The organism is Leuconostoc falkenbergense (assembly GCF_045801155.1).
Lineage (GTDB): Bacteria > Bacillota > Bacilli > Lactobacillales > Lactobacillaceae > Leuconostoc > Leuconostoc falkenbergense.
Genome location: NZ_CP174386.1, coordinates 801,571 through 815,971, shown reverse-complemented (window position 1 = coordinate 815,971; position 14,401 = coordinate 801,571). Strand labels below are relative to the sequence as shown.

Annotated in this window: 12 protein-coding genes; all 12 read right to left on the bottom strand. The window is 39.9% G+C overall.

Features of this window, described 5'->3' with window-relative positions; all coding sequences use genetic code 11:
* Window positions 1–11 precede the first annotated feature (11 nt).
* Window positions 12–647 (bottom strand): orotate phosphoribosyltransferase, encoded by a 636-nt coding sequence (pyrE, locus tag ACI3ES_RS04030; RefSeq protein ID WP_407632028.1) that lies wholly within the window; start codon window positions 645–647, stop codon window positions 12–14.
* Window positions 648–1,343, bottom strand: coding sequence for an orotidine-5'-phosphate decarboxylase (gene pyrF / locus ACI3ES_RS04025; RefSeq protein WP_114666624.1), 696 nt, complete (start codon window positions 1,341–1,343; stop codon window positions 648–650). It abuts the gene before it with no gap.
* An 18-nt stretch (window positions 1,344–1,361) separates the two neighbouring features.
* On the bottom strand, window positions 1,362–2,279 hold the full coding sequence (locus ACI3ES_RS04020; RefSeq protein ID WP_114666623.1) for a dihydroorotate dehydrogenase: 918 nt from the start codon (window positions 2,277–2,279) through the stop codon (window positions 1,362–1,364).
* Between the two features lie 49 nt (window positions 2,280–2,328).
* On the bottom strand, window positions 2,329–5,508 hold the full coding sequence (gene carB / locus ACI3ES_RS04015; protein WP_407632027.1) for a carbamoyl-phosphate synthase large subunit: 3,180 nt from the start codon (window positions 5,506–5,508) through the stop codon (window positions 2,329–2,331).
* Window positions 5,501–6,589 carry a carbamoyl phosphate synthase small subunit gene (locus ACI3ES_RS04010; protein ID WP_114666621.1) on the bottom strand — a complete coding sequence of 363 codons (1,089 nt, stop codon included), beginning with the start codon at window positions 6,587–6,589 and terminating at the stop codon, window positions 5,501–5,503. The genes carB and ACI3ES_RS04010 overlap by 8 nt, the downstream gene beginning before the upstream one ends.
* On the bottom strand, window positions 6,586–7,863 hold the full coding sequence (locus ACI3ES_RS04005; protein WP_114666620.1) for a dihydroorotase: 1,278 nt from the start codon (window positions 7,861–7,863) through the stop codon (window positions 6,586–6,588). The genes ACI3ES_RS04010 and ACI3ES_RS04005 overlap by 4 nt, the downstream gene beginning before the upstream one ends.
* A complete protein-coding gene (locus ACI3ES_RS04000; RefSeq protein WP_036067651.1) occupies window positions 7,863–8,762 on the bottom strand; it encodes an aspartate carbamoyltransferase catalytic subunit in 900 nt (299 codons plus the stop codon). The genes ACI3ES_RS04005 and ACI3ES_RS04000 overlap by 1 nt, the downstream gene beginning before the upstream one ends.
* 176 nt (window positions 8,763–8,938) lie before the next feature.
* Window positions 8,939–9,559 (bottom strand): signal peptidase I, encoded by a 621-nt coding sequence (gene lepB / locus ACI3ES_RS03995; RefSeq protein WP_114666618.1) that lies wholly within the window; start codon window positions 9,557–9,559, stop codon window positions 8,939–8,941.
* A 57-nt stretch (window positions 9,560–9,616) separates the two neighbouring features.
* Complete coding sequence (locus ACI3ES_RS03990) at window positions 9,617–9,967, bottom strand: YlbF family regulator (protein ID WP_004915229.1); 351 nt, start codon at window positions 9,965–9,967, stop codon at window positions 9,617–9,619.
* A 25-nt stretch (window positions 9,968–9,992) separates the two neighbouring features.
* Complete coding sequence (locus tag ACI3ES_RS03985; RefSeq protein WP_114666617.1) at window positions 9,993–12,068, bottom strand: PBP1A family penicillin-binding protein; 2,076 nt, start codon at window positions 12,066–12,068, stop codon at window positions 9,993–9,995.
* A gap of 3 nt (window positions 12,069–12,071) precedes the next feature.
* Entirely contained in the window at window positions 12,072–12,542 is a 471-nt protein-coding gene (locus ACI3ES_RS03980; RefSeq protein ID WP_114666616.1) for an arginine repressor, read from the bottom strand.
* 36 nt (window positions 12,543–12,578) lie between these two features.
* The gene (gene argS / locus ACI3ES_RS03975; protein ID WP_114666615.1) at window positions 12,579–14,270 is read right to left on the bottom strand and encodes an arginine--tRNA ligase; all 1,692 of its coding nucleotides are present in this window, start codon (window positions 14,268–14,270) and stop codon (window positions 12,579–12,581) included.
* Window positions 14,271–14,401 lie beyond the last annotated feature (131 nt).

The window sequence follows — 14,401 nt, the reverse complement described above, 5'->3', positions numbered from 1 at the left end:
GTCGATTTTTTTTAGTTTGCTTGCCATTTTTCTGGTTGCTTTTTCCACTCGTTTAATGTCTCAATCTGGTCCGCAGCTAGGTCTCCTCGACTAACAGCCAATGCCATTAATTGTGAATAAGTTGTCAACGATTTAAAGGTTAGATTAGCACTTTCAAAATTTTTTACACCAGACAGCAGTTCGTATGAAAAAATGGACACAATGCCCAAAACATTGCCACCTTCGTTTTCAACTGCTTTTGCTGCAGCCAATACTGAGCCGCCCGTTGAAATCAAATCATCAATCAGCACTACTTTGTGATTTGTAACGTTTGCCCCCTCTGTTTGGCGACCTGCACCATGATCTTTTGGTTTTGATCGTACATAAATCATTGGTTTTTTTAATTGATCTGCCACCCAAGCTGCGTGTGGAATGCCTGCAGTGGCAACACCGCCAATAATTTCAACATCAGGATATGACGCTTTGATTAATTCTGTTAATCCACAATAAATGTTTTCTCGAACCTTTGGAAAACCAATTGTCATGCGATTATCAGTGTAAATCGGACTTTTAATACCCGACGCCCATGTGAACGGCGCCTCCGGTGAAAATTTAACCGCACCAATTTCAAGTAAATCATTGGCAACTTCATTTGCATAATCTGTCATTTAAAGACTCCATTCTTTCAATACTTGTTGGTATGCAACAACTGGATCACTAGCTTTAGTAATCGAACGACCAACAACAAGTCCCGTTGCACCTAATTGTTTTGCCTTGACAGGGGTTGTGACACGCATTTGGTCATTCGCATCATCACCTGCTAAGCGAATTCCTGGGGTGATAGTTAAGAAATCTGATTGCGTGTTAGCTTGTATCATACCAGCTTCTAAAGGCGAACTAATCGTACCATCCACACCCGCGTTGTCAGCCATTTTTGCTAAGTGCAACACACTTTCCGCCAACGTTACTGTCGATTGGGAAATTTCTTGAACATCAGCTTCAGAAAAAGATGTTAATTGCGTCACTGCTAGTATTTTTAAGTTGTGACCTTTATTAGCAACTGCAGCAGTCATCATTTTAGCCCCGCCAGCCGCATGTAACGTTAAATACTGAATATCTAATTTTGCAATATTTGCAACTGCATGGCCAACAGTGTTGGGAATGTCATAAAGTTTTAAATCTAAAAAGATATCAAATCCTTTTTGGCGTAAATCTCTGACAAAATCCGGTCCTTCTGCATAAAATAATTCCATACCAACCTTGATTGCCGGCTTTTGGTCTAATTTTTTAAAAGGTTCTAAAAAATTTAGTGCCGTTTTACCATCTGGAAAGTCCAGTGCAATAAAAACTGGTCGATTTATCATGTTTTTTCCCCTTAGTAGTCAACTTTTCTTGAACGTTCGCGTTACTTCTGTCACGTCCGCAAATCCATATTTATCAAGTGCCTTTGGTAGTGCTGCAATGATATCTGTCATAACAGTTGGATTGGTTGCGATTGCAGATCCCACTTGAACGGCTGATGCGCCTGCCATCAAAAGTTCCAAAGCATCTTCAACTTGCGTAACACCACCTACCCCAATAATTGGAATATCAACAGTTTGCGCTGCTTCATAAACAAATCGTACAGCAATCGGATGAATAGCTGTACCTGATAAGCCACCAATTCCTCTCGCTAAACTCGGCTCACGTTTAGCCAAATCAAGACTCATCCCGACTAATGTATTGATCAAGACCAAACCATCTGCACCCGCTAGTTCAACTGCCTTCACAATCGGCTTAATATCAGTGACATTAGGCGACATTTTGGCATAAATTGGTTTCTTAGTAACTTGTCGCATGGCAGCAATCACTTCAGCAGCAGATTCAGCACTCACACCAAATTCTATACCACCACGATCAACGTTTGGACAAGATAAGTTCGCTTCAATTGCAGATACAGTGTCAATGTTATCAAAATATTTTGTTAACCTAACATAATCTTGCACTGTTTCACCGGCAATTGAAGACATTACCGGTAAATTGCTATATTTTTCCGCTATTTTTGGTAAAAATTCTTTAATCACTTTGTTAACACCGGGATTTGCCAAACCAACTGAGTTCAAAATACCAGCGGGCGTGTTGATAATCCAAGGTTGAGGATTGCCTGCTCGTTCATCCAGAGTGGTTGTTTTAGTAACTAAAGCGCCCAAACGCTCGACTTCGTAGACATCGTCAAGTCCATAATACACTGAACCAGATGATGGCATAATAGGATTTTTAAGACTTAAACCAGGCAAATTGACTGCTAAACGATTGTTCATTTTTTCTCCTAATAACAGCTCTCAGGCTGTTTTTATTAGTTCTTTATTATTATTGCATTTCTTTAACTGTAAAGCTACGTGACTCTAGGACTTCCAAAAACGCTTTAACTGTGTCCAGTGCCGTAAACAATGGCACGGCATTTTCGATGGCTGCATTTCGAATTAATCGCCCATCACTCTCTGCACGTTCATCAGCTTGGGTGGTATTGATGACAATTTGCAATTTTTGTTCACGCAATGCAACAACTGAATTGTTATCAGATTCTGAAATTTTATCTAAGATTTCGACTGGTAACGCATTAGCTGCGAGGTAACTACCTGTACCGGCGGTAGCAAAGATTGCAAATCCGAGATCGTTAAATCGTTGAGCTAGGGTCAGCGCTTCTTCCTTGTCAGCATCTGCGACTGTGAAAAGCACGTTACCATACTGCGGTACCTTAATATTTGAAGCAACAAAGGCTTTATACAACGCTTTTGGTAAAGTTGTATCTGAACCCATGACTTCCCCAGTTGACTTCATTTCAGGTCCAAGCAATGAATCAACATCTGGCAATTTAGTAAATGAAAAGATGGGTGCTTTGACATGAACCATGTCATCGGCTGGCACAAGACCTGTTTCAAATCCCATATCAGCCAATTTTTCACCTAACATCACACGAGTAGCTAATTGTGCCAATGGCAGATGGGTCACTTTTGAAATAAATGGCACTGTACGCGAGGCACGAGGGTTAACTTCAATCACGTAGGCTGTATTTTCATGGATAACAAATTGCACATTCATTAAGCCAACTGTGTTCAATGATTTAGCTAAGTTAATGGCCGCGTTAACCATTTCATGTTGCACTTTTTGTGACAAATATTGTGGCGGATATACTGACATTGAATCACCAGAATGTACACCAGCACGTTCAATATGCTCCATAATACCAGGAATTACAGCAGTTTCACCATCTGATAGGACATCCACTTCGGCTTCCTGACCAACGAGGTATGAGTCAATCAATACTGGGTGATCATTAGAAACTTTGACCGCACGCTGCATATAGTCTTTTAGTTCTTCGTCAGATGACACAATTTCCATTGCTCGTCCACCCAAAACATAAGATGGTCGGATGAGGACTGGAAAACCAATTTCTTGAGCTGCACTCAAAGCATCAGCAACAGTTGTAGCTGTTTTCCCCACTGGTTGTGGTAATGCGAGTTGTTTAATCACTTGATCAAATGCTTCACGATCTTCAGCACGATTTAAATCTTCAACCGTTGTTCCCAAAATCTGAACACCATTATCAGTGAGCGGTTGCGCCAAATTAATAGCAGTTTGCCCACCAAATTGCACGACGACACCAATAGGCTGTTCTAAATCTATCACATTCAAAACATCTTCTAATGTTAAAGGTTCAAAATACAATTTATCAGACACAGAAAAATCCGTAGAAACCGTTTCAGGATTAGAATTCATAATAATCGCTTCATATCCTGCGCGCTGAATTGCTTTCACCGCATGTACAGTTGCGTAATCAAATTCCACACCTTGACCAATTCTAATGGGACCTGACCCTAAAACAATCACACTTTTTTTATCAGAAACAACCGATTCATTCTCTTTTTCATAGGTAGCATAGTAATATGGTGTTTTCGATTCGAATTCAGCCGCTACGGTGTCAACCATTTTATACACAGGTAACAAGTGATTTGAATGGCGAAGTTGTCGTATTTCTGACATTGACTGGTGCCAAATTTTTGCAATCGTGGCATCAGCAAAACCATTCTTTTTAGCATAATGCAAGTAATCAACATCATTGACATGCTCTGCTAATTCTTGCTCAATTTCAATAATATGCAATACTTTATCTAAGAAAAATTCATCAATCAAGGTTTTATCATGGATAGATTCGAGTGAAATACCACGACGTAATAGTTCAGCAATCATAAATAAACGATCATCTCGCGCTGGCATGAGCGCTTGCATCAACGCTTCATCTGACAAATTATCAAAGGTCACATCATCAAGTCCAACAGCACCAATTTCCAAAGAACGGACAGCCTTTAACAAAGCTTCTTCCATGTTACGACCAATAGCCATAACTTCTCCTGTCGCCTTCATTTGAGTGCCAAGTCGACGATCAGCTGAACTAAATTTATCAAAAGGCCAACGCGGAATTTTCACAACGACATAATCTAGTGCTGGTTCAAATTCTGCTTTCGTTGTACCAGTCACCGGATTGATAATTTCATCTAGTGTCAAACCAACTGCAATTTTGGCAGCCATCTTAGCAATAGGATAACCGGTTGCTTTGGAAGCCAAAGCTGATGATCTTGAAACACGTGGGTTAACTTCAATAATGTAATATTTGTAAGATTTCGGATCTAACGCCATCTGAATATTAACGCCACCCTCAATTTTTAGAGCACGAATAATTTTCAAAGCTGCGTCACGCATCATTTGAACTTCACGGTCTGATAAAGTTTGAACTGGCGCCGTCACAATTGAATCGCCCGTATGAATACCGACTGGATCAAAATTTTCCATTGAAGCCACTACCAACGCATTGTCATTTGCATCACGCATCACTTCAAATTCAATTTCCTTGTACCCAGCAATTGAGCGCTCAATCAAAACCTGTGTAACTGGGGATAACTCCAAACCATTGGCCGCAATCGCTAGCAATTCCGAATGACTTTCTGCAATTCCGCCACCAGTACCACCTAAAGTGTACGCGGGACGTACAATGACAGGGTAGCCATGTTCGTCAGCAAATGCCATAGCTTCTTCAACCGTCGTGGCAATTGTTGATTCTGGAATTGGTTCATGTAGACGTTCCATTAAATCCTTAAATTCTTCACGATCTTCAGCTTCTTCAATAGCCGAAAGTTTAGTGCCTAATAGTTCAATATTTAAGTCATCTAAAATGCCCGCTTCAGACAAGTCTTTAGCCATATTTAGGCCAGTTTGACCGCCTAATGTTGGTAAAATTGCGTCTGGTCGTTCTTTACGCAAAATACGTTCGATAAAATCAAGTGCCAGCGGTTCAATATAAACTTTATCGGCGATTTCTGAGTCAGTCATGATTGTTGCTGGATTAGAATTAACCAGAATAACGTCATAACCCTCTTCTTTTAAACTCAAAGCAGCTTGTGTACCCGAATAGTCAAATTCAGCTGCTTGCCCAATCACAATGGGACCTGAACCAATTACCAACACTTTTTTGATGTCGTTACGTTTAGGCATTTTGAGTTGTCTCCTTTTTTGCATCTGCAATCATTGTTAGAAAATCGTCAAACAAGTATTCTGCATCGTGTGGACCTGGTGCAGCATCTGGATGAAACTGAACCGAGAAAGCGTGATGATTTTTCAAACGCAACCCCTCAACCGTGTGGTCGTTGATTTCTTCATGAGTCACCACTAAATCAGTGTTAGCTAGGCTATCACGATCAACCGCATAACCGTGATTTTGAGAAGTAAAGTCCAAACGTTCTTTTGATAGATGACGGACAGCGTGGTTAAAGCCACGATGACCAAATTTTAATTTATAGGTCTCTGCACCGTTTGCAAGGGCAAACAACTGATGCCCTAAGCAAATCCCCATCAGCGGTACCTTTTCTTCAAGTGCTTGAATCGTTGGAATAGCATAGGCAGCATCTTGCGGATCCCCTGGTCCATTTGACAACAAAATACCATCCGGATTAGCTGCCAAAACTGTTTCAGCGGCTACATCAGCTGGAAAAACCATCACATTGGCACCACGCTTAGCCAAAGAACGTAAAATTGAATTTTTTAAACCAAAATCAATTAGTGCAATTGATACACCATCAGTTGGATTTTGGTATTGCGTTTTTGTAGTGGCATCAGCGACCATGGTTTTTGACGATTGAAAATTTTTCAGAGCACTTAATGTTTCTTCATTGACTTCATCTGCTAGCGCAGCCTTCATGACACCAAAATCACGTAACTCTTTGGTTAAAGCTCGGGTGTCAACCCCGCTAATGCCTGGCATACCACTTTTTTCTGCCCATTCCGGTAAACTCATCATTTGACGCCAATTACTTGGTCGCCGAGCAATTTCATGCACAACAATTGCTGAGGCAGCTGGACGCAGGCTTTCGAAATCATCACGATTAACACCATAGTTACCAATCAAAGGATAAGTGAAAACAATCATTTCGCCGCGGTATGATAAGTCAGTAATTGATTCCTGATAACCAGACATACCTGTGTTGAACACTAACTCAGCCATCACGTCAACATCCGCACCAAAAGCTTCACCTTCATAAATTGAACCATTCTCTAAAACCAAATATCTTTTTTTCATTTTGTTTGATCCTCGTAAACTATTTCACCATCAACCCAAGTTGCCAATGTTTTACCAAATACTCGCCAACCAACAAAAGGCGAATTTTTACCTAACGATTCAAAGTCATCAACAGTAATGTCACTTTCATGCTCTAAATCAAATAGGGCCAAGTCCGCTGCTTCGCCAACTGCAATATTAGTTGGTGCTTTCAGTTGAAAAGCTTCTGCTGGTGAAGCAACCATGCGTTTCATTAGTGTAGCTAAAGTCATCACACCACTTTTAACAAGATGTGTGTAGAGCAATTGAAAACTTGTTTCAATCCCAGTAATTCCAAAAGGTGATTCACGGAATGGTTTTGATTTTTCCTCGCTCCCGTGTGGCGCATGATCAGTAGCAACCATATCAATGGTACCATCCAGTAATCCAGAGATTAGGGCCTCTCTATCTGCTTGAGAACGCAGTGGCGGATTCATTTTAAACAAAGCATTGTCACTTTTAATATCGTCATCTGCTAACAACAGATGGTGTGGCGATACTTCAGCTGTCACGTTAACTCCTGCTGATTTTGCCATACGAACCAAGGCCACTGATTCTTTCGTCGAGATATGGGCAACATGATAATGTACACCCGTTGCTTTTGCCAGAACCAAATCACGCGCTAATTGTGTACTTTCAGCCAATCCTGTAATGCCTGGCAGTTCTAATTTTTGTGCCGTTGCACCAGCATTCATAACGCCACCGTGTAATAAACTATCATCTTCAAGATGAGCTGCTAACGGTTTATTGACTGATGCTGCTGCTTGCATCGCTTGCAACATGGTGTCAGCTGTCTGAACACCTTTGCCATCATTAGTAAACGCGGTTGCACCCGCCTCAGCCATCCCTTTAATATCAGAAATTTTAGTTGCCGTCAAATTAGCAGAAATAGCGCCATACTGCGCAATATGAATCAAACCGTTGTCGGTATTTCGTTGAATTTGATCCACCAATAGTTTCGGATTATCTGGCACTGGATTAAGATTAGGCATCGCAATGACTGTCGTAAAGCCACCACGCGCAGCAGCCTTAGAACCAGTTGCAATGGTTTCCTTATACTCAAACCCTGGTTCCCGAAAATGGACATGAACATCAATTAATCCTGCGGATAAAAACGCTTGTTTCGCGTCAAAATACTGATCGTTGGTCTCATCGATAACTTTTGAGATGGCAACGATTTTGCCATCTTTAAACTGGACATCGCGTTGTACTAGTTCATCATTTAGCAAAACTTTAGCATTTTTGATAACTGTCATTAATCATTCTCCGTTACATATTCTAAAATAGCCATTCTGGCAAACACACCATTTGTCATCTGTTCAAAAATTCTAGATTGTGGTGCTTCTACTAGTTCATCAGCAATTTCTACATCACGATTAACTGGTGCTGGATGCATGATAATTGCCGTGCTTTTTAATCGTTCATATCTATCTTGTGTCAACCCAAACTGCTCGTGATATTGTCTACTGGAAAATGATTGATTTTCTGTCTGCGTAATTCTTTCGTGCTGTACACGTAAGAACATCACCACATCTTGATTCGACCAATTATCATCAATATCTGTATAAGTGCCAAATGTCGTAAAATCATCGGGGCGCCAACTATCTGGTCCACTGAAAGTTAATGTTGCCCCTAAATTATTCAAAATTTCAGCATTTGAACGTGCAACACGTGAGTGGGCTAAATCGCCAACAATTCGAATTTTCAACCCTTTAAATCGACTAAATTCCTCATAAATTGTGACTAAATCCAATAAGCTTTGGGAAGGATGCTGCCCGCTACCGTCACCAGCATTAACTAGTTGTGGCAAATCATGACCAGTGACTGTCAATAGATTTTTATACCAAGCATTCTGAGAATGCCTGATGACTGCAACATCAACACCAATTGCCTTTAAAGTTTTCAATGTATCAATTAAACTTTCACCTTTAGTCATTGAGCTTGTCTGAGGATTAATAATGATTTTTTGCCAATTAAGACGATTCTCAGCCATTTGAAAGCTACTATACGTTCGTGTTGAATTTTCAAAAAATAAATTCACAGCCGTTATTGGCAAGTGTTTGGGTGTGTCCCCAGACTTCAACGCAATCGCTCGTTTAACTAATTGAAACACATTTTTTTCACTTAGTGTATTTATATTCAAAAAATTACGCATATTTTCCCTCTTTATACAAAAAACCAAGCAAGTTAGTCACCTGCTTGGTTCTAGAAAATTTGGGTAAAAGCCTACACTTCACCAATCGTATCTATCATCCTTGCAGGCCTCTCTGGACCTGGTTAAAGGTTTCATTTGTTGTTATTATAGTATCATCTTTCTACTCGTAGTGCAAACTACTTTACAAAGAAATTTGTATTGCCTTGATTAACATTTGCTTTGGCTACTTTATTGCTATTCCAGAATGGTACAACCACTTTTCCAGTAATATGCTTTTTGTCCACAAAACCAAAATAACGACCATCATTTGACACAGAGCGGTGATCCCCCATCACAAAGTATTCTCCCTTAGGAACGGTTGTATGATTACGGTCTTTGGCTTGCCAATTATTGCCACTCGATAAGGTTTTAAGCGACCAAGTAGTACCAAAAGACATTTCTGTTCCTTCCTTGCGTTCACTTGCACTGATGAAGTCTTGGTTTACCTGTTTGCCATTGACATATAGATTGCCATTTCGATATGCTACGGTGTCCCCAGGTACGCCAATAATACGCTTAACATAATCTTTCTCACCATCTGCAATTCTTGGGTCTTCTTGACGGGCATCAAACACAACCACATCACCACGCTTATAGGATGCAATTTTATTCAAAAAAACAAATTCTTTATCCTGCAAATTGGGTTGCATCGAAGGTCCACTCACGCTAACACCAGTAAACAAAAACGTTCGAATCAACACCACAAATAAAACAGCAAACCCTATTGGAAAAACCCACTCTTTAATAAACTTCATCATTTTGTTGTCCCCTATACAAAATACACCAGCAGGTCACTGCCGGTGATAATATTTTGCTTAATTTAGCTTAGCATACGCCTCAGCAACTGGCTTGGTAACAATATCATTAATTTCTGTTAAAAGTGTGTTAAGTGCTTGTTCAGCGGCCATTAGCGCCTTGATTTTGTCATCATTTTGGACCTTAGCTGCAACAGCATCCCATTCTTTTTCTTTTGCCGGATCAGGTTGTTGCTGCGTTTGCATCATTTGCTGAACTGCATGTTGAATCTGTTGAAATTCACCAAACAATTCTTTAGATGTTGCATCTTCTTGTACATCACTGAAAGCATTTTGCCAAGCAATGTATTGTTGCGTTTCAGTTAGTACTTTAGCCATCTCATTGGCATTATCATAAATATTTACAGTCATTTTTTCTATCCTTTTAAATTTGTATTTACTGTCCGAAGAGTCCTGTTACAGTATCCCATAGTTTGCCAGCACCATCAACTGCCTTTTTCACGCCAGTATTGAAATCTTTCTGAATAGTACCCCAAATATCGCTAGATGAAGAACTATTACTACTGCTTGTAGTGGCATTTGGATTAGTTACTGTGAATGTTGACTGACTAGTATTGGGTAATATCTGTTCAAGGGATGTTTTGACTAATGGTCCCATTGTTGATGTTAATCCAAGTGGCAAAGAATTTGATTGGGCATTCTTTCCTTCTAGTCCCATCCAAGTTGCTTCAACAATGTCTTTGGTATAAGCCATCGCCCAAGAATCTTTTGACGAATTGGCATTATTTTGATCAAGTGAATTTTCAGTAGTTCCTGTTTTACCGGCAATCGTATAGCCACTCGGTGCCGACCCAACACCTGTACCGTTCGTATAGGTGCCCAACATCATTCTAGTCATATTATCAGCAACCGTGCTACTAATTACTCGTGTTTGCTTTGCCTTAGGTGTATTGACAATGACTTTACCTGTGGCATCAACAATTTTTGTAATATAGTGTGCCTGGCTCATGACACCATCGTTAGCAAACGCGGTATAAGCCTGAGCCATTTGTTGTGGTGAAACACCACTTGACAAACCACCTAATGCTAATGACAATGTTTTATCACTTGAAGTCAATGGTAAGCCAAATTTGATAGCACTGTTATATCCGACCGAAACGCCCATCTTATTTAATAAATAAACTGCGGGAATATTGTAAGAATGCTCAAGTGCCGAATACATTGGCACATCAGCTGTTTCGACGTTACCGGCATTGTTTGGGGTAAAATTACCATTTACACCAAATGACATGACCTTGTTTGGCAATTCAGAATCAATCGAATAGCCACGTTGCAAAGCTGGTGCATAAACAACAATAGGTTTAATTGTAGAGCCAGGTGATAAGAGGGCTTGATTAGCACGATTATAGCCACGGAAAGTATGTGTCTCTTCACGACCACCAACAATGGCTCGAACACCACCACTTTTTGCGTTTAGGACAATCGATGCAGCTTGTGCATTGTCCACATAATTAAACATAGCATCATTGTCAAAATCATTTTGTAAATTAGTTTGGTCTTCTTGATTGAGCGTGGTATAAATTTTGTAACCGCGATTCATCACATCGCTCTCTGTTAAGCCGTATGTCTTGATAGCCTCACTAATAACTGAATCAAAGAACCATGGATATTTATACTCACCTGAAGCGTTATAGGTATCATGCAAAACCGTCGTTGTGGACTGGGCGGCACTTGCCTGAGCCTTTGTTAACTTTTTATTTTCTACCATTGTGGCCAATACAACGTTTCGCCGTGCATCTGACGCTTTTGGATGATCAATTGGATTGAATTGAGCTGGACTTGTTAACATGCCAGCTAATGTGGCTGCCTGCGCTGTCGTCAATTGACTAGCATGGACACCGAAATATTTCTGAGCGGCATCTTCGATACCCCATACCCCGTTACCGAACCACGCATTGTTTAAATACATGGTGAAAATTTTGTTCTTAGAATAATCTTGTTCAACTTGCATTGACAAAAATATTTCTTTGGCTTTACGGGTAAATGTCTGTTCCTGAGTCAAATAAGCATTTTTAACCAACTGTTGGGTTAAAGTTGAACCACCACCAGAAATTGCATTAGAGCCAGTCACTTTGTTACGAACGTACATCAGTGCTGCACGAGCAATACCTTTAACCGAAAAACCATGTTCGTGATAAAAATTACGATCCTCAATTGATAACACTGCATCACGCATGTTTTGCGAAATTTGATCGTACTTGACATAAGTTCCCTTTTGTGAGTACAATTCACCGGCTTTTTTACCCTCATCATCATATATCTCAGTGGTTGCTGATAATGTCGCCTCTAAATTTTCAACGTTTGCCGTTTTGGCCAGAACAACCAAATATACACTTGTTGCAAGAAAGAGGGTCATGAATAGCACAATCAAAAGCCGTCCGAATTGCCAACGATGCCAGATTGGGCCAAGTTTATCCCAAATTTTTTTAATTGTAGATTTTAACCAGGTCATGCATCACCCTATCAACGCTGCCCAATGATTGGCCAATTGTTCAGCGGACTGGGCAGTCGTACTCGTCACATAGATTGTATTAAATCCCGCTAATGTTGCCACTACTTCAGGCAGATTTGCATCGTCAATAATGCCAGCAACGGCATTACCACTACCATCTGTTGTCTTAATAATTGTCATAAATTCAACATTCTTGGCAAAATACGCGTATTCTTTGATTGCTTCATCGACCGCTGTTGTAGAACCCTTTTCAGGTTTCTCGGCTGTTGGCTCCTGCAATTGCTGGTAACGCAATTGACCTACGGAATCTTTTTGACGAACAATATTTAAAGCACGAATGTCCCTTGAAATAGTGGTTTGTGTTGTTTCAACACCACGGCCATTTAATTGCGCCAGTAAATCTTCTTGATTTGCAATCGTTTGATGCTGAATAATATCAAGAATCATCTCTTGACGTTTTTGTTTTGAAATCATAGATTTCTCCCTTAAAGACTCGTGTCAATCAACTACTTACATTTCTTCAGGTGCTTTAACACCAAGCAAACGTAAACTTTCTGTCAAAACAATTGAAACAGCTTGAACCAGCGCTAAACGTGCATTGAGTTGATCATCTGCTGTCAAAATTTTAGAGTTAGCATAGTATTTGTTAAACGCTCTGGATAATGTTAAGGCGTATTTAGCAATGACACTTGCTTCACGTTGCTGCCACGCCCGTTCAACTGTTTGTGGAAAATTGTTTAACGTCGTCACGATATCCCAAGTGCTATCATCATTAAGATTTAAAGTGTTTGGGTCAATCTCAGTATTTGCTTTACGCAAAATAGATTTTGCACGCGCATTCGTGTATTGAACATATGGGCCAGTATCACCTTCAAACCGAACAACTTCTTCTAAGTTAAAATCAAAATTGTTTGTACGGTCATTCATTAAATCATGGAAAACAACCGCGCCAGCACCAACCTGTTCCGCAACAAGTGGTTTATTTTGCAATTCAGGATTTTTTTCCTCAATTTGCTTCAAAGCGAGTTCATGCGCATCATCTAAAACATCTTTCAGTAAAACAACATCTCCCTTACGAGTTGACATTTTTTTACCATTAAAAGTAATTAATCCAAAGGCGATGTGTTCCACGTCATCGGCCCAATCGAATCCCATTAACGACAAAACAGCTTTCATTTGGACGAAGTGCTCACGTTGCTCGCCACCGACAACATAAAGTGACTTGGCAAAGTCATAAGTCTCTTTACGATAAATGGCTGCAGCTAAATCTCGAGTCATATACAACGTTGCCCCGTCGGACCGCTTAATCATAGCAGGGGTCATATTAGGATTAATGGCTGATAAATCAACAATTTGGGCACCTTGAGATTTGACCAAGATATCTTTTTCAGTCAAGATATCCACCACTTTATCCATCTTGTCGTTATAAAAGGCTTCCCCGTTAAATGAGTCAAATTCGATATCCAAACGGTCGTAAATTTGTGTAAATTCTTTCAATGATTCAGCTCTGAACCATTGCCATAATTGATGTGCCTCCTCATCACCATCTTCTAATTTTTTAAACCAAGCACGTCCTTGATCATTTAAGCTATCATCTTCTTTTGCCTTTTCATGAAATTCAACATAATAACGTAAGAGCGTAGCGATAGGATCTGCTTTAACTTCAGCTTCTGATCCCCATGTTTTGTAAGCATAAATTAATTTACCAAACTGTGTTCCCCAGTCCCCGAGATGATTAATTTTTACTGGATTAAAACCATTTTTTTTAGTGATATTAGCCAACGCATTACCGATTACAGTAGACCTTAGATGTCCCATTGACATAGGTTTTGCAATATTGGGGCTCGACATATCAATAGTAACATTAGCACCATTACCATTTGCATTGTCACCATAGGCGCCCTTCAAATCAATAATGGTCTTGATTGTCTGATTTGAGGTTGCATATTTATCCAAAAAGAAATTGACATATGGTCCAGTGGCAACAACTTTTTCAAATCCATTTTGATCAATCTTAGCAACAATATCACTGGCGATCTGCTGTGGTGCCTTGTGTAATGACTTAGCTAAAGTAAACGTTGGGAAAGCGACATCGCCAAGTTCCGATGACTTTGGTGCTTCAAGTTTTTCTATAATTTGATCGATTGAAAGATCAGTTAAAACTGCAGCTAAAGCCGCAATGACAGGTTGATTATTTGACATCATATTATCCTTATTTATTAATAATTTGTTGCCTACAATCATGCTTATAGGCACATAATGACACATATTTGTTCTTGAATTAATAATTTTTCAACAAGATAGGCCGCACATGCGCATTGTATAGTACTTAT

What these genes read in the sequence shown, in the direction of transcription:
- pyrE (WP_407632028.1), bottom strand. Translation starts at nt 647, where the DNA reads ATGACAGATTATGCAAATGAAGTTGCCAATGATTTACTTGAAATTGGT.
- ACI3ES_RS03980 (WP_114666616.1), bottom strand. Translation starts at nt 12,542, where the DNA reads ATGATTTCAAAACAAAAACGTCAAGAGATGATTCTTGATATTATTCAG.
- ACI3ES_RS04005 (WP_114666620.1), bottom strand. Translation starts at nt 7,863, where the DNA reads ATGACAGTTATCAAAAATGCTAAAGTTTTGCTAAATGATGAACTAGTA.
- ACI3ES_RS03985 (WP_114666617.1), bottom strand. Translation starts at nt 12,068, where the DNA reads ATGACCTGGTTAAAATCTACAATTAAAAAAATTTGGGATAAACTTGGC.
- carB (WP_407632027.1), bottom strand. Translation starts at nt 5,508, where the DNA reads ATGCCTAAACGTAACGACATCAAAAAAGTGTTGGTAATTGGTTCAGGT.
- ACI3ES_RS03990 (WP_004915229.1), bottom strand. Translation starts at nt 9,967, where the DNA reads ATGACTGTAAATATTTATGATAATGCCAATGAGATGGCTAAAGTACTA.
- argS (WP_114666615.1), bottom strand. Translation starts at nt 14,270, where the DNA reads ATGTCAAATAATCAACCTGTCATTGCGGCTTTAGCTGCAGTTTTAACT.
- ACI3ES_RS04020 (WP_114666623.1), bottom strand. Translation starts at nt 2,279, where the DNA reads ATGAACAATCGTTTAGCAGTCAATTTGCCTGGTTTAAGTCTTAAAAAT.
- pyrF (WP_114666624.1), bottom strand. Translation starts at nt 1,343, where the DNA reads ATGATAAATCGACCAGTTTTTATTGCACTGGACTTTCCAGATGGTAAA.
- ACI3ES_RS04010 (WP_114666621.1), bottom strand. Translation starts at nt 6,589, where the DNA reads ATGAAAAAAAGATATTTGGTTTTAGAGAATGGTTCAATTTATGAAGGT.
- ACI3ES_RS04000 (WP_036067651.1), bottom strand. Translation starts at nt 8,762, where the DNA reads ATGCGTAATTTTTTGAATATAAATACACTAAGTGAAAAAAATGTGTTT.
- lepB (WP_114666618.1), bottom strand. Translation starts at nt 9,559, where the DNA reads ATGATGAAGTTTATTAAAGAGTGGGTTTTTCCAATAGGGTTTGCTGTT.